The sequence below is a fragment of the Dysosmobacter sp. Phy genome (genome assembly GCF_054476235.1).
This window is the reverse complement of record NZ_CM136997.1, coordinates 2,384,055-2,399,652: the sequence shown is the minus strand read 5'-3', so window position 1 is coordinate 2,399,652 and position 15,598 is coordinate 2,384,055. Positions and strand designations below refer to the sequence as shown.

13 protein-coding genes and 1 riboswitch are annotated in these 15,598 nt (G+C 61.4%); of the genes, 8 read left to right on the top strand and 5 right to left on the bottom strand.

Annotated features, from left to right (window positions below; genetic code table 11):
• Nucleotides 1-8: 8 nt before the first annotated feature.
• Both yfmH and yfmF read right to left on the bottom strand, forming a co-directional pair.
• Entirely contained in the window at nt 9-1,304 is a 1,296-nt protein-coding gene (gene yfmH, locus ACVDHE_RS11825) for an EF-P 5-aminopentanol modification-associated protein YfmH (protein ID WP_458884682.1), read from the bottom strand.
• On the bottom strand, nt 1,301-2,569 hold the full coding sequence (yfmF, locus tag ACVDHE_RS11820; protein WP_213038212.1) for an EF-P 5-aminopentanol modification-associated protein YfmF: 1,269 nt from the start codon (nt 2,567-2,569) through the stop codon (nt 1,301-1,303). Before yfmF ends, yfmH begins: the two co-directional genes overlap by 4 nt.
• 151 nt (nt 2,570-2,720) lie before the next feature.
• Nucleotides 2,721-2,803, top strand: a riboswitch (Fluoride riboswitch).
• Between the two features lie 51 nt (nt 2,804-2,854).
• Between yfmF and ACVDHE_RS11815 the strand changes: the two genes are divergently transcribed.
• Nucleotides 2,855-4,138 (top strand): cation:proton antiporter, encoded by a 1,284-nt coding sequence (locus ACVDHE_RS11815; RefSeq protein ID WP_458884681.1) that lies wholly within the window; start codon nt 2,855-2,857, stop codon nt 4,136-4,138.
• Here the strand turns inward: ACVDHE_RS11815 and ACVDHE_RS11810 are convergent.
• Nucleotides 4,044-5,009, bottom strand: a complete 966-nt coding sequence (locus tag ACVDHE_RS11810) for a dipeptidase (protein WP_458884680.1) — start codon at nt 5,007-5,009, stop codon at nt 4,044-4,046. The two genes, ACVDHE_RS11815 and ACVDHE_RS11810, sit on opposite strands and share 95 nt — an antisense overlap.
• Nucleotides 5,010-5,185: 176 nt before the next feature.
• Here ACVDHE_RS11810 and ylxM point away from each other — a divergent pair, with 176 nt between their 5' ends.
• The 7 genes from ylxM (at nt 5,186) to trmD (ending at nt 10,169) form a co-directional block, all read left to right on the top strand.
• On the top strand, nt 5,186-5,551 hold the full coding sequence (gene ylxM, locus ACVDHE_RS11805; protein ID WP_213038209.1) for a YlxM family DNA-binding protein: 366 nt from the start codon (nt 5,186-5,188) through the stop codon (nt 5,549-5,551).
• A gap of 3 nt (nt 5,552-5,554) precedes the next feature.
• Nucleotides 5,555-6,919 (top strand): signal recognition particle protein, encoded by a 1,365-nt coding sequence (gene ffh, locus ACVDHE_RS11800; protein ID WP_213038208.1) that lies wholly within the window; start codon nt 5,555-5,557, stop codon nt 6,917-6,919.
• Between the two features lie 81 nt (nt 6,920-7,000).
• Nucleotides 7,001-7,240, top strand: coding sequence for a 30S ribosomal protein S16 (rpsP, locus tag ACVDHE_RS11795; protein WP_021749089.1), 240 nt, complete (start codon nt 7,001-7,003; stop codon nt 7,238-7,240).
• Nucleotides 7,241-7,255: 15 nt separating this feature from the next.
• Entirely contained in the window at nt 7,256-7,486 is a 231-nt protein-coding gene (locus ACVDHE_RS11790; RefSeq protein ID WP_213038207.1) for a KH domain-containing protein, read from the top strand.
• A 226-nt stretch (nt 7,487-7,712) separates the two neighbouring features.
• Entirely contained in the window at nt 7,713-8,804 is a 1,092-nt protein-coding gene (gene ytvI, locus ACVDHE_RS11785; RefSeq protein ID WP_418726025.1) for a sporulation integral membrane protein YtvI, read from the top strand.
• Nucleotides 8,805-8,893: 89 nt separating this feature from the next.
• Entirely contained in the window at nt 8,894-9,400 is a 507-nt protein-coding gene (gene rimM / locus ACVDHE_RS11780; protein WP_458884679.1) for a ribosome maturation factor RimM, read from the top strand.
• Entirely contained in the window at nt 9,390-10,169 is a 780-nt protein-coding gene (gene trmD, locus ACVDHE_RS11775; RefSeq protein WP_458884678.1) for a tRNA (guanosine(37)-N1)-methyltransferase TrmD, read from the top strand. The genes rimM and trmD overlap by 11 nt, the downstream gene beginning before the upstream one ends.
• Before the next feature lie 380 nt (nt 10,170-10,549).
• Here trmD and ACVDHE_RS11770 read toward each other — a convergent pair whose 3' ends face one another.
• Both ACVDHE_RS11770 and ACVDHE_RS11765 read right to left on the bottom strand, forming a co-directional pair.
• Entirely contained in the window at nt 10,550-13,951 is a 3,402-nt protein-coding gene (locus tag ACVDHE_RS11770) for a hypothetical protein (protein WP_458884677.1), read from the bottom strand.
• Complete coding sequence (locus tag ACVDHE_RS11765; protein ID WP_458884676.1) at nt 13,948-15,552, bottom strand: S-layer homology domain-containing protein; 1,605 nt, start codon at nt 15,550-15,552, stop codon at nt 13,948-13,950. Before ACVDHE_RS11765 ends, ACVDHE_RS11770 begins: the two co-directional genes overlap by 4 nt.
• Between the last annotated feature and the right edge of the window lie 46 nt (nt 15,553-15,598).

The following is a 15,598-nucleotide window of genomic DNA, read 5'->3' as shown; positions in this document are numbered from 1 at the left end:
TTTCAAGATCAAGTTCCTTCTTTCTCTGTGTCTGCGCCGTCCCTGGGCGTGATCTCACTGAGGACCGCGCGGTCCTCGGTGATGTTGCGGGCCAGGAAGTCCGCGATGTCCTCCTTGCCGATGGTGTCGAACACCTGGGGGAAGCGGAGGGGATCGTAGCCGTGGAAATAGCCCTCGGTCAGCGTCACGGCGATGTTCTCAAAGGAGTTCAGGCCCCGCAGGTTCTCGCCGAAGGCGGCCTTGCGCACCCGCTGGTAGAAGTCCTCGTCGATGCCCTCCGCGGTGAGCCGCCGGGCCTCCTTCCGGATCTCCGCCGCCACGGTGCGGGCGTCCTTGCTGTCGCCGCCGGCGTAGAGGTAGGCAACACCTGGCATCATCTCGAAGGCACCGCCGAAGCTGGTGTTGATGAGGCCCTGGTCGTAGAGCCGGTGGTACAGGGGGCTGGAGTCCCCCAGCAGGATGTCGCAGGCCATGTCGCCGATGGCGGCCAGGCGCAGATACGCCTCCCCCTCCGGCGCCGGATCGCACTTGAAGCCCGTGAGGAACTGGGGCGCAGCCACCTCCATGGCCATGGCCGTCTCCTTCTCCGCCACGGCGGCGGGCTCCTGGCCGTAGTCCCGGGGGATCACGGGGCCGCCCTCCCGGGGCAGGATCCGCCGGGCCAGGTCCACCACGTGGATGGGATCCACGTTCCCCACCACCGTCAAAATCATGTTGGAGGGGGTGTAGAAGGCCTTGTGGCAGTCGTAGAGGGTCTGGGCGGTGATGTGGGAGATGCTCTCCACCGTGCCGGCGATGGACTCCCGGGCGGCGTGGGCCTGATACAGGGCCTTCATCATCCGGGTGTAGAGCTGCCAGTCGGGGTTGTCCTCGATCATGCGGATCTCCTGGCCGATGATGCCCTGCTCCTTGGCCACGCTCTCGTCGGTGAAGTAGGGGATGGAGACGAAGGAGAGCAGGATCTCCAGGTTCTCCTCAAACTTCTCCGTGGAGTCGAAGTAGTATCCGGTCATGGCGTTGGAGGTGAAAGCGTTGGGCTCCGCCCCGTTCTGGGCCAGCTGCTGGAGGGCGTTGCCCTCCTTGGTGTCGAACATCTTGTGCTCGAGATAGTGGGCGATGCCGGCGGGGGTATCCAGCCACTTGCCGTCCAGGCAGAAGCGGGTGTCCATGCCGCCGTACCGGGTGGCGAAGAAGGCGTACTTCCGGGCGTGCTCCGGCTTTGGCACCACGCAGATCTGGAGGCCGCTCGGCAGCTTCTCCCGGTAGACGGACTCGCCGATCCGCTCGTAAAAGGTCTGCTTCATTCCGCGGCCTCCTTTCCCTTGAGGAAATACACGGTGTCCAGCCCCACGGTCTCCATGGCCCGGAACACCCGCTCGTCGGTCACGTCCCGCAGCTGGGCCGCCAGATCCTCCGGAGACTCGGTCTGCCCCGTGGCCGCCTGGCCCAGGTAGAAGTTCTCCAGCTTGCCCTGGGAGTCGCCCATGGAGGCGTAGGCATTGAGGAGGGTGGAGCGGGCGCCGCCCATCTCCCAGTCCTCCAGCCGGCCCTTCTGCACCGCCTCCAGCTGGCGCAGGATCTCGTCATAGGCCCGCTGGTAGTCCGCGAACTCGATGCCGGAGGACACGGTGATGAGCCCCTTCTGCCGGTGATAGGCGGAGGAGGCGTAATAGCACAGGGACAGCTTCTCCCGCACGTTCAAAAACAGCTTCGAGTTGCTGCTGCCGCCGAAGAGGGTGTTGCCCAGCAGCAGCGCGGTGTGGTCGCTGCTGCCGCAGGTGAAGCCCATGCACAGCTTGCCCTGGGTCACGTCCAGCTCCTCGGTGATGGTGCGGACCTCCGCCCGGGCCGGGTGAGGCGCGGCGGCGGCGATGTCCCGGATGCCGTCCCGGGGGAGCGTGGCAAAGGCGTTGGCCAGAGCCCGGCGAACCCGCTCCAGCTGGGCGCTGCCGATATAAAAGAGCTCCAGCCGGGCGGTGGAGATCAGCTCCCCGTACTGGGCGTAGAGCTTTTTCATCTGGAGCTTCTCCGCCGTTTTCTCGTCGCCCAGGCGGCTGACGCCGTAGGGCTCCCCGGCGCACATCTCCTGGAGCAGCCGGGCGGCGGCGTAATCCCGCTTGTCGTTGATCTGGCTGCGGATGGCGTCGATCAGGTTGGTTTTTTCGCTGTCAAAATAGGCGCCCACAAACCGGCCCCGCTCGGTGACCGGGTCGCAGATCAGCTCGCCCACCAGGTCCGCCGCAGGCTCCAGCAGCTTCTCCCCGCCGGGGGCGAAGCTGTCGTCGATGAAGCTGGCCACAAAGCCCACGCACTGGTTCTCGCCCTTTTTGCGGATGGTGTACTCCACGCTGGCGCCGTACAGCCGGTCCAGCTGGGCGGACAGGGTCTCCAGGTCCGGATAGCGGACCGTGCCCCGGCGCAGCACCGCCGGCAGCAGCGCCCAGGCGGAGGCCGTCTCCTGCCGCAGGGGCGTCACGAACTGGGCGGAGAGCAGGCTGGTCTTGAATTTTCGCGCCGGCAGGTACGTCAGATAGACGCCGTCCGCCAGCTGCACTCTCGTTGCTTGCAAGGTCTCAACTCCTTTGGGGAGGGAAGGGCCCTCCCGTTTCAACAGGGATTTCAGAACATATAGACGATATTATAGTATATCTTCCCTGATAATTCAAATTCTATTTTTCCGCGTCCCCCGGGGCTTGACGCCGGGCCGGCTTTCCGCTACAATAGCACCCGGGAATGAAGTTCTCCCGCGGCGGGCCGATGGCCCCCGGAACCGCTTTTGAAAGCTGATGACTTCTGTGATGATTTTCGTCGCAGGAGGCATCGGCTTTTTGCGTCGTAAGGGAGGAAATTTGATATGGTCACATCTCTGGCGCTCATCTTTTTGCTGGGCCTTGCCGCGGCGGCGGTCTGCCGCCGGGCGGGGCTGCCCCGGATCATCGGGATGCTGCTGACGGGCATCGCCCTGGGCCCCTTTGCCCTGGACGCCCTGGCCCCCAACCTGCTGGCGGTGTCCGCAGACCTGCGGCAGATCGCTCTCATCATCATTCTCCTGAAGGCGGGCCTGTCCCTGGACCTCTCAGAGCTGCGGGCGGTGGGCCGGCCGGCGGCCATGATGTCCTGCGTGCCAGCCTCCTGCGAGATCCTGGCCTTCGTGCTCTTCGCCCCGTCCATCCTGGGCGTGGACCGGGTGGAGGCCGCGGTCATGGGCGCTGTGCTGGGGGCGGTGTCCCCGGCGGTGGTGGTGCCCCGGATGGTGGAGCTGATGGAGGCCCGCCGGGGCACCGGCAAGGGTATCCCCCAGATGATCATGGCGGGGGCCTCCTGCGACGACGTGTTTGTCATCGTGCTGTTCTCCACCTTCCTGGGGATGGCCCAGGGCGGCGCTGCCGACCTGGGTGCTCTGGCGGATATTCCGGTGTCCATCGTTCTGGGCATCATCCTGGGCGCCGGAGCGGGGTGGCTGCTCAGCGCCTTTTTCGAGACCGCCTACGCCCGCCGCAACTATGTCCGCAACAGCATGAAGGTCATCATCGTCCTGGGCGCCGCCTTTTTGCTGATGGCGGTGGAGACCTGGGCGGAGCCCGTCGTCTCCGTCTCCGGGCTGCTGGCAGTGGTGGCCATGGCCTGCGTGCTGCGAATTCGGTGTCCCCAGCCGGTATCCCGGCGGCTGTCGGAAAAGTTCGGCAAGCTGTGGCTGGCGGCGGAGGTGGTGCTGTTCGTGCTGGTGGGCGCCGCCGTGGACGTGCGCTATACCCTCGCCGCCGGTCCCGCCGCCCTGGCCATGATCTTCCTGGCTCTGGCTTTCCGGTCCCTGGGGGTGCTGGCCTGCGTGGCGGGCACGGCGCTGAACCGGCGGGAGCGGCTGTTCTGCGTCATCGCCTACCTGCCCAAGGCCACGGTCCAGGCGGCCATCGGCTCCGTGCCGCTGGCGGCGGGCCTGCCCTGCGGAGCGCTGGTGCTGTCCGTGGCGGTGCTGGCCATTCTGGTGACGGCGCCTTTGGGCGCCCTGGGAATGGACATCGGCGCGCCCCGGCTGCTGACGGTCAGCCCAGAAGCCGCAGGAAGTTCTCCCGGGCGATCAGCGCCCGCTCCCGGGCCGTCAGACCCATCCGCTCCAGACAGTCCAGCAGGTTCCTGACCTGCCCGGCGTCCTCCACCCCCTCCGCCGACTCGTTGCCGGGCCCCATGAAGTGGCAGAAGTCGAAGCCGCAGCCCACGTGCTCCACCCCCATCACCTCGATCATGCGGGCCGCGTGGCGGGCCAGGGTCTCCACGGTCTGTCTCTCCCGGTCGGCGTGGACAAAGCCGTGGTAGCTGTTGAGCCCCACCACGCCGCCCCGGTCCCGGATGGCCCGGAGCTGGTCATCGGTCAGGTTCCGGCGGACATCGCACAGCGCCCGGCAGTTGGAGTGGGAGGCGATCACCGGGCCCTGGGAGGCCTCCAGCAGGTCCCAGAAGCTCTTCTCCCCCAGATGGGACACGTCCGGCACCATGCCCAGGCGCTCCATCCGCCCCACCGCCTGCCGTCCCAGGGCCGTGAGGCCCGTGTCCGGCGCCCCGGCCCCTGCGGCCAGGGCGTTGGATTCGTTCCAGGTCAGCATGGCGGTGCGGACGCCCAGGGCGGCCAGGCGGTCCAGGCCGCTCAGGTCCGTGCCCAGGGGCGCCAGGCCCTCCACGCCCAGAAAGACGTAGATCTGCTCGGCGGCGCGGGCCTCTGCCGCCTCCGCCGCGGTGCGGACCAGCCGGACCTCCCCGCACTCCGCCATCTCCTCCCGGGCGCAGGCGAGCATCACCTCCAGCCGCTGGGGCGCCGCCTCCGGCGCGGCCCAGGCGGTGTCCCGCCAGAAGGTCTGGCCCTGACCAATTCCCGTCCAGAGGGACAGCACCAGCCCCTCCACCCCGCCCCGGCGGAGCCGGGCCAGATGATACCGCTCCAGCACGCGGCTCTCCCCCGCAAGGCGCCGGCAGGTCACGTCGTACAAAAGATCCGAATGGGCGTCAAATACCATGGTCTCCCCTCCTGTTCCGCTCCATTCTATGCCGCCTCTGCCCTGCCCGCAAGATTTTTTCAGGCGGGCAGAATTTTTTTGGATTTTTCCCCACTTTCCCCTTGACTTTTCTGCCGGTTTCCTGTAAACTGATTGTCGTTGTAAAGCGGTATAACTTTACAGAAGGAGGCGGTCCCATGAAAAATCAGACCTACCGCATGACCATGCTCTTTGATTTTTACGGGGAACTGCTGACCGAACGGCAGAAGGAGTTCTTCGACCTCTATTACAATGAGGACCTGTCCCTGGCCGAGATCGCGGAAAACGCCGGCATCTCCCGTCAGGGCGTCCGGGACGTGATCGTCCGGGCGGAGGGCATCATGCAGGAGGTGGAGGACAAGACCGGCCTCATCCGCCGGTTTGAGGCCCAGCGGGCCCATCTGGACGCCATCGCCGCCGCGGCGGCGGAGATCCGCACCATCAACTACCGCCAGTACGAGGACCAGCGGCTGTCGGAGCTGACGGATCAGATCCTGGAACAGACCAGTGCGTTGAAGGAGTAACCCATGGCATTTGAGGGACTGACCGAAAAACTGAATGCCACGTTCAAGCGCCTGCGGGGCAAGGGCCGCCTGACGGAAAACGACGTCCGGGAGGCCATGCGGGAGGTCCGCCTGGCCCTGCTGGAGGCCGACGTCAGCTACAAGGTGGTCAAGGAGTTCGTCTCCACCGTCACCGAGCGGGCCGTGGGCTCCGATGTGCTGGACAGCCTGACCCCCGCCCAGCAGGTGGTGAAGATCGTCAACGAGGAGCTGACGAACCTCATGGGCGGCGGCACCGCCCGGCTGGCCTCCGCCAATAACGGTCCCACCGTTGTGATGATGGCGGGCCTCCAGGGCGCCGGCAAGACCACCACCACCGCCAAGCTGGCGGGTTTATTGCGGCGGCAGAACGGCAAGCGGCCCTTGCTGGCCGCCTGCGACGTGTACCGGCCCGCCGCCATCGAGCAGCTCAAGGTCGTGGGCGGACAGCTGGACCTGCCCGTCTTTGAGGAGGGCCAGGGAGACCCGGTACAGATCGCGCAGGACGCCCTGCGCCACGCCCGGGACCACGGCAACGACATCGTCTTTCTGGATACCGCCGGCCGTCTCCACGTGGACGAGGAGCTGATGGACGAGCTCAAGCGGATGAAGGCCGCCGTCCATCCCAACGAGATTTTGCTGGTGGTGGACGCCATGACCGGCCAGGACGCCGTCAACGCGGCCGCCGCCTTCGACGAGGCGCTGGGCATCGACGGCGTGGTCCTCACCAAGCTGGACGGCGACGCCCGGGGCGGCGCGGCCCTCTCCATCCGGGCCTCCACCGGCAAGCCCATCAAATTCGTGGGCACCGGCGAGAAGCTGGACATGATCGAGCCCTTCCACCCCGACCGGATGGCCTCCCGGATCCTGGGCATGGGCGATATGCTCTCCTTCATCGAGAAGGCCCAGCAGAACTACGACGAAAAGCAGGCCGCTAAGCTGGAGGAAAAGCTCCGCAAGAACCGCTTCACTCTTCAAGACTACTACGAGCAGCTCCAGCAGCTGCGGGGCATGGGCGACCTGAGCCAGATCGCCGGGATGCTGCCCGGGGGCCTGGGCAAACAGCTCTCCGGCGCCAGCATCGACGAAAAACAGATGGCCCACACCGAGGCCATCATCCTCTCCATGACTCCCCTGGAGCGGGAAAATCCCCAGATCCTCAACGCCAGCCGCAAGCGGCGCATCGCCGCCGGCTGCGGGCTCCAGGTGGTGGATGTGAACCGCCTGCTCAAGCAGTTCGAGATGATGCAGCAGCTGACCAAGCAGCTGTCCAAGGGCGGCCGGTTCCCCGGGATGCCGGGGCTTGGCAGCCGGATGCACGGCTTCGGCCGGAAGAAGCGGTTGAAATAACAGCGGTCCCCTTTGATACGGATATAAGTGCTCTCGCATTTATAGATACAAAAACTTTTTTACATTTCGGAGGTAACAATCATGGTTAAGATCAGACTGCGCCGCCTGGGCGCCAAGAAGGCTCCTTTCTATCGTGTCGTCGTCGCCGACTCCCGCTTCCCCCGGGACGGCCGCTTCATTGAGGAGATCGGCACCTACAACCCCTGCGTCTCCCCCGCTGAGATCAAGATCGACACCGAGCGGGCTCAGGCCTGGATCAAGTCCGGCGCTCAGCCCACCGACACCGTCAGAGCTCTGCTGAAAAAAGTAGAGGTCCTCTGATCCGGAGGGCGGATCATGAAAGACTTGCTGCTCTATATCGCCAAAAACCTGGTCGACGATCCCGACGCCGTCTCCGTTACGGAGGTCCAGGGCGCGCAGGAACTGACGTTGGAGCTGCGCGTCGCCCCTGACGACATGGGCAAGGTCATCGGCCGGCAGGGCCGCATCGCCAAGGAGATCCGGACGGTGATCCGGTCTTACGCCCAGCGCACCGGCGTAAAGGTTTCCGTGGATATCGTGGACTGAACCAATCTGTCCGGCCCGTTTTCGTCTCAGCCGGACGCGGAAGGAGGGCGCCCCAGGCACCCTCCTTTTCTCACTTTTCCCTGCCGCAGCCGGACCGCACACGCCTCTCCTCCCCTTCCGGCGCGCCCACCAGTTTCCTCCATTACCTGCGGCGAGAGGATCGTTTTTTGAGATCCCCGCCGGATCGGAGGCCCCATTGTCTACTGAAAGAAAGAAAAAATTCATTGTGGATGTCCTGTATCTGGCGCTGATCCTGGCACTGGGCTACCTTTTGCTGCAGTATGCGCTGCCGCTGCTGACGCCCTTTGCCCTGGCGTTCGTCATCGCCTATCTGCTGCGGCGGCCCATCGTGTTTCTGTCCCGGACGCTCCATGCGCCAAAGGGGCTGACGGCGGTGCTGCTGGTGGTGCTCACCTACGGGATCATCGGCCTGCTGCTGACCCTGGCGGGTATTCGGATCGGCATTGCCGTCACCTCCCTGGTCCAGCAGATCCCCTCTCTGTATACCTCCTACATCCTCCCGGAGCTGACCGATATGTTCACCTGGCTGGAGGACCTCTTTGCCCGGCTGGACCCCTCCCTGCGCTCGGCGCTGGAGGAGCTGCAGGCCCAGCTGATGGATGTGCTGTGGCAGCTGGTCTCCGGCCTTTCGGTGCTGGTGATGGGCGGCGTGTCCGCAGCCACCTCCCTGGCCGCCTCCCTGCCGGGCTTTTTGATCCGGCTGCTGCTGATGGTGATTTCCACCTTCTTCATCGCCGTGGACTATGACAGGATCGTGGGATTCTGCCTGGGCTGCCTTCAAAGCAGCACCCGGCGGGTGGTCCTCCAGATCAAGTCCTATGTGGTGGGCACGCTGTTTGTGTGCATCCGCTCCTACGCCCTCATCATGTGCATCACGTTTTTGGAGCTGTCCGTCGGCCTGAGCCTCATCGGCGTGGAGCGGGCCATGCTGGTGGCTCTGCTGATCGCCATTTTCGACATTCTCCCCGTGCTGGGCACCGGCGGCATCATGATCCCCTGGGTGATCCTCTCGGCGCTGCAGGGGAACTTCTCCCGGGCGCTGGCGCTGCTGGTGGTGTATGTGGTCATCACTGTCATCCGCAACATCATCGAGCCCAGGATCGTGGGCAAGCAGATCGGCCTGCATCCGGTGCTGACGCTGATGAGCATGTTTGTGGGCACCCATCTTTTCGGCGTGACGGGCCTGTTCGGCCTGCCGATCCTTCTGTCCCTGCTCCGCTACCTCAACGACACGGGGACCATCTCTCTGTTCCCCGTTTTCGCCGAGGCGGACGCCGCCGGGGATGAGGCTCCCTAGGAAGCGCGCAGGCGGGGCGGTTCGCCCCGCCTGCCGTTGCCTTCCGGGCGCCGCCGCTCCGGCCTCCACCTTTTGTAAAGGAGTATCCCATGAAACTGGAAATCATCAACGTCGGCCGCATCGTCGGCGCCCACGGCATCCGGGGCGAGGTCCGGGTCCAGCCCCGGGATGGCGACCCGGCCTTTCTCACGCAGTTTTCCACCTTCCTGCTGAAGGGCCAGCCCGTCTCCCCCACCGCCAACCACGTCCACAAGAGCCTGGTGCTGATGAAGTTCCCCGGTGTGGACGACATGAATGCCGCTCTGGACCTGCGGGACCAGGACCTGTATATCCGCCGCGCCGACGCCCATCTGCCGGAGGGCGAGTGCTTCGACGACGAGCTGCTGGGCATGACCGTCTGCAACGCCGCCACCGGCGAAGAACTGGGCGAGCTGGTGCGGGTGGACCCCTACCCCGCCCATAAGGTCTACACGGTCCGTGGGACCCGGGAATACCTGATCCCGGCAGTGAAGGGGGCCTTCATCCAGTCGGTGGATCTGGAGCAAAATCGCATGGAGGTCCATGTGTGGGAGGGGATGGCCACCGATGAGAATTGACATCCTGACCCTCTTCCCCGACTCCGTGGACGCCATGCTGAACGTCAGCATCCTGGGCCGGGCCCAGGAGCGGGGCCACATCGCCATCCAGTCCCACCAGATCCGTGAGTATACCACCAACAAGCAGATGCAGGTGGACGACTACCCCTACGGCGGCGGTCGGGGCGCCGTCATGCAGGCGGACCCCCTGTACCGCTGCTGGAACCACGTGGTCACCACCTACGGTCCCGGCCGGACCATTTTCATGTCCCCCTGCGGCCGGACCTTCACCCAGGCGGTGGCCCGGGAGCTGAAAGAGCGCTACGACCACCTGATCCTGGTGTGCGGCCACTACGAGGGCGTGGACCAGCGGTTTTTGGACGAGTGCGTGGACGAGGAGATCTCCATGGGCGACTTCGTCCTCACCGGCGGGGAGATCCCCGCCATGGCAGTGTGCGACGCCGTGTGCCGCATGGTGCCCGGCGTCCTGCCGGACGAGGAGTGCTTCCAGGAGGAGTCCCACTGGAACGGCCTGCTGGAGTACCCCCAGTACTCCCGCCCCGCCGTGTGGCACGACCGGGCAGTGCCGGAGATCCTGCTCTCCGGGGACCACGGCAAGGTGGCTGCCTGGCGGAAGAAGGAGAGCTACAAGCGCACCATGGCCCGGCGGCCGGACCTGTTCGCCCGGTTTGACGAGAGCCAGCTGACCACCAAGGCCGAGCGGAAGATCCTGGCCGAGGCCAAGGCGGAATTTGCCGCGGAGCAGGAAGCAGCGCCGGAAGAGGTCTGATTCCCCCACTTCCCATCCAAATATTTAAAGAGGCGGAGCCCAAGTGCTCCATCTCATAGGGAAACGAACTGAACCCCCAGGGGCACTACCGGTACGGAGCAAATGAAACAGCCGCAAGTCATCGAACGATGACTTGCGGCTGTTTCATTTTCAAAGAACTTCTCCCACCTTAGTCAACATAGAATCCAGATTGCAGTATAGAATCGAGCATTTGCATACGGGTAGTAGGAGCGAACTCACGCACCTTGCGGCACTGGACCCTAAAGGTGATGTCACCTCAGTGATCGATGTTTTTATGGGTGCTGCGGCTCAGCAGCTTCACCTGTGCTAAACACACACCCCCGGCATTCTGCCGGGGGTGTTGGCATGTCCCGCTTGAGCTATGCGCTGGTCACTCGTATGCCAGTGCTGTCATGAACGACTGTAAAGGAGAGGGTCTGATAGCCAGGCACCGTAATCTCTACAGCATAGCTTTTCCGCTCTTTAAAGCAGTCTTCATGGTAGTCCATGAAGCAAAGCTGGTCGGGATGCAAACTGGAACTGTCTTCTTCAACCCTATATTCCAGTCCCTCTCCCCAGGAAAATCCGGCTTTTGTGCAAGGTTTTCCATCGATCGTTACCGTCATGTTCTCTTGGCTCAGATATGTATGCAGGGCATCTGCGCCAAATTCAGGATGAAAGGAAAGACGGTAATATATCTCCCACCCATAAAACTCATCGATCTCGTTCATAGCCTGGGGTTCTGGAGCAGCATTGCCTTCCGGCTCCGGTGTGGGCTCCTGCTCGGTTTCTACAAATTCGATCTGATACTTACTGGTGAGCTTAAATGTGATGGTACCGGTACCATCTGTCAGCTCAATGATGCTGACATCCTGCTTATCCAGCGTTTTGCAGCCTAAATAGATTTCCTGTCTCGCCGAATTAACATAGAAGACATTATTGCAGTTTACTTCATAGGCATATTCTGCCTTGGTATAGACGGTATTATTTACCTTCAGTGCAGTAATGGTGTCCATCCAGGCCATGACCTCTTCCCGGTCATAAGCCGCATAATTCAGCTTAGAATCATACCGGTAATAGCGTGCCGCCACCGGCAGATTCTCACGAGGATCAAAGCTGGATACATCCGGAGTCTCGGACTTGGTGATGGTTACGGTCAGGGGGCTGTAGCCACCCACCTTGTCGATGACGATGGTGTTTTCACCGTTTGCAAGGCCGTCGGCTGTCAGCAGCAGCATACCGTCCTCCACAGAGAAAGCGTGCTTATGGGAGGTGGTAAGAGCCGCCTGATAAGTGTAGTTCACAGTATCTTGGCCGTGCTGCACGGAAACCTGTGTAAAGGCGTCCACTCTGCCCAAATACTGGGCAACATCATCTCCGGACAGATGGATCCGATAGTGATCGGGCTTTCCGCTCATGGATGCAACCGGCTCGGTGGAAGAAACCGCAGGGGGATCGGCAGGATCTGGCATGGTATCTCCATCGGTGATGACCGCATATCCGGTGACCTTGTCCACCAGGATTTTTACCGGGGAATATCCCTCCAGGGTGATGAGGATCTGGTTGACATCCTTGGTAAAGCCGTCGGGATGGAGGTACAGTACCGGTGCACCGGAATTCCTGCTGTCCCAGCGGAATTCATGTGTCTGAAGCGTGTTGGATGTAGTTTCCTCCGTGTACTGTGTCCCATTGACGGTCAGCTTGTAGTTTTTGAGACGCCATGTACCGGCAGCTTCTGTCAGTGCAATGCGATAGCTTCCGCTTTCCACATCCCGGGAGCCTGCTGCCGTATGGACTCCCAGGGAGGGCAGAGCGCCTGTCAGTGTGACCTCAGTCTGGCGCATACCGTAATACCGGGCGGTGACACGAACGGTATACACGCCGTTTTGCTTAAAGGCGCCGGGCTGGATGCCAATGGAGGTATTGCCGCTGACGGTATACCAGTCGTTGCTGGAATCACCGCCCTGCTCCTTGGTAAGCAGCTGGATGACTTCTCCCTTGGGGTCTACCAGCTCTACCTTTTGCAGATGCTTCATAAAGTCGCCCTGGGTGTTGGTCAGGCGAACAAAGACCGACTCACTGTGGGTAAACTCGTCTTTCCTTGCCTCCAGCCCCACGTTCTGTTCCAGATCCTTGCCGTAGACGATGTTGAGATAAATGCGGCGGTATCCGTCGGCATCCAGAGTGATGCGTCTTGCACCAAATCCGAAGGATTTAATAGCGTCACCGCGAATCATCAGCTGTTCGCCGTTGATTGTATAGTCTACATCCTCTTCCAGACGGGGATACTGGTGGTCGTCTATCATGATGCCGGTGACTGCATTCAGATAGGCGGCATCCGGGCAGGACAGGATCAGATCCTCGCCTTCCTGTACCAGCGTTCCGTCCACCGGCTCGCCCGATGCATCGACGCGGGTCAGCGCAGGAGGACGCTTACCCAGATAGACGCCGCCCATCTGAGTCTCACCCAGCAGTCCGTCTTCCAGTACCTCCTTGATGGCATAGGGATTGCCACCGTTGAGCACGCCGTGTGCAGCATAGGCCTCAAAAGTCAGATATTTGCCAGCTTGTTTGGCCTGCTGTACCGCATTTATGTAATGCTGCCAGTCGTAGCCGTGGCGGCGGTCGGCGTCGTACACTGCGTCATGCTTTCCACTCATCATCTCACTCCAGCGTTTGTGAATGCTGGCGGTTGCGGCAGTGCCAAGTCCCAGTTTGTTGAGGATCATGGCATTGCTCAGCAGATCTTCATTGAACAGCAGATTGGCCGGCATAACCTGACTGCCTACACCGCCTCCGCCACTGCTGCTGGTGGCATGGGTCACGGCATCCACATGGGAAGTAGCCGCAGGCGTTACGGCAATGGGCTTTCGATCCTCATATCCTGGGATCGGCTCCCCCTCCTCCATCTCAAAGGTGCAGGACATATCTTTGAATCCGGTAGAATGGACTGTCAGCGTATAGGTTCCCAGCTGGGTAAACAGTGCCTCATCGCTGTCGTTATACAGTACAAACAGGTTGCCAATCAGATACCAGTCTCTGATCACGGTCAGGGCGCGGACGGTGCCGTCGGGGTAGGTCAGCTCCGCTGCATAGGCCGGCATCAGCACGCCGTAGGTCATATCCGACACATCAAAAAATGCCTTGGGCTCCGTTGTCCACACCGTGTCAAGCTGTGGCTTGATGGTGGGAGCTTTTTCATTTACCACATGGATGGGGACAAGGGCCGTGTCCTTGCCGGCGGCACGGACACGGACGTAGTACCGGCCGTTGGTGTAAAAATTGGTCTGCCCCAACGGAATCGTCAGCTTGGCTGCGGTACGGGTTCCGTTATCGGTTGAAACATCTTTTTCCAGCGTATATTGCAGGGCATCGTTGAGCAACCGTTTGTTCTCATCAAAGGATACCAGCTGGACACTGTTGCCGCTGTCGGAGGAAATGGCGTCTACCCAGGCCTTTTCGTCTTCGCTCATGTAGGAAAAGAAGATCTCAACTGATCCGCTGACGCCGTAACCGCCGCCGTCGGTTTCCTTCAGTATGGCGTTTGGCGAATAGTAGGCCGGGATGCTGCTAAGCTCCTGCTCCCCTTTGGGGGCAAAGGTGGTTCGGTCCGGGGAGACCCGGATGTTGCCGTTGTTGTCGTAATTGGTGAGATGGTAGTCCCAGATATACAGGGAATCATGTCCCATCAAATCGGCGGGGGCAGCCAGTGCCGTTCCGCTGACCAACGCACACACCAGCGTCATCGCCGCAGCTGAGCGGCAAAGCTTTTTTTTATTCATGCGTCCTGTCCTCCTTTCGCCTGTCCCAGGGGATGCACCACCAGAGTCTGCTGTTTGCCATCGGTCCGGCGTGTGACTGTGATGGTATGGGACTCATTCAGCTTCCAACCATTTTCAGGCTCCCACTTGACGATCCGGCCGCTGTGATCCACTTTACGCAGCGCTGCTTCGTCCACGGCCGTTCCGTCTATGGCTACTGTGTAGTCCGTTACGGTTGAGCCCTCTGCAAAGGTAAGTACCACATATTGGGCATAGGACAGATCGATCATACGGGCAGTGCAATACTGCGTGGTCTCGGTCGTTCCTGTGTCGCCTGGATGTGAGGAACTGCCACTTCCGGCGTTTCCGCTGTTCCCGCCGGAAACACTGCCGGAGGCGGTGGTTTGCACTGTCTGTCCGGCGGAGATTTGTTTACCGCCTACAGTGACACCCACAACATCTTTGGAAACCACTACTTTCGTATTGGGCGTGGCAACTGCCAGATTATCTGCATTGGCTTGTACGGTTTTCACCGTGCCTTTGCCATCTACCCGTGCAGAGGGACCGTTTACCGTGAGATGATCCACCTGGGCGCCCTTCTCTACGGTAATCTGGACATCAGAGGCTGCTTCCGCAATGTGCAGAGCTCTCACCTTACCGCTGCGCACCGTTATGGAGGCTGTGCCAGCCACATGGACTTCATCCATATCACCTTCCACAATCAGGGCGCTATGGACTTCAACAGGACCCAAAGAGCTGTCCTTTGTCACAATACGAGTGGGCGTGTTGGCGTTGGTCAGCACCACACCATCGGCAACCTCGACACCGGTCAGATAAATTGATTCCTCGCCGCCTCCACGTACCAAAAGTCGGCCCTGTACCTTTACCTGCTCCAGCGTGATTTCTCCGGCTCCCAGCCCATCACCCAGTACCAGATCACCATCTACGGTCAAATCACGCAGAGTCGCTCCTGCTGTCCGAACCATCAGATTTCCAGCTTCCGCCTGCGTCACCGTTTCAGGCATACTGACATACATTCCTACCAGATTACACATTACCTGTGCAAATTCAGCCCGGGTAATGCCGCTCCGGGGATTCAGTTTGCCGTCAGCACCATGAATATATCCTCCCTCAACGAGGGCCGCAACGCTGCTTTGAGCCCAAGGGGATACCCGGTCACCATCTGAAAATGCATTCAGATGCGCAGGATTACCTGCCGGCATCAGAAAAGCCCGTGCAAGGACGGTAAACGCCTGTTCTCTGGTAATCTCTGCATCAGGGAATAGCTGATTGCCGCTTCCTTGAAAAGTACCCATCTGTACCGCTTTGGCCATTTCCGTATAATACCATGCCTGGTCCGGTACGTCTGTATAAGCGTCAAGAGATGCCATTGCCGATGCCCCAAAGGCGCGATTTACAATTGTAGCCATCTCAGCCCGGGTCAGTTTACCATTACCGTTGATTTTTCCACCGGTACCCGTCAAAAGCCCATCCTCTACGGCACGCGTCAAAGGTGCTGCGGACCAATCCGATGGAAAATCTGAGAAATCAACTGCGGCTACATGTGATTGCAGCGCCAGTGCAGTTGCCAACACCATGAGCGCCCACTTTTTTTGCTTCAACTGTGTTCCTCCTTCAATACTCATGCTACTTCATACTTTTTGCCAA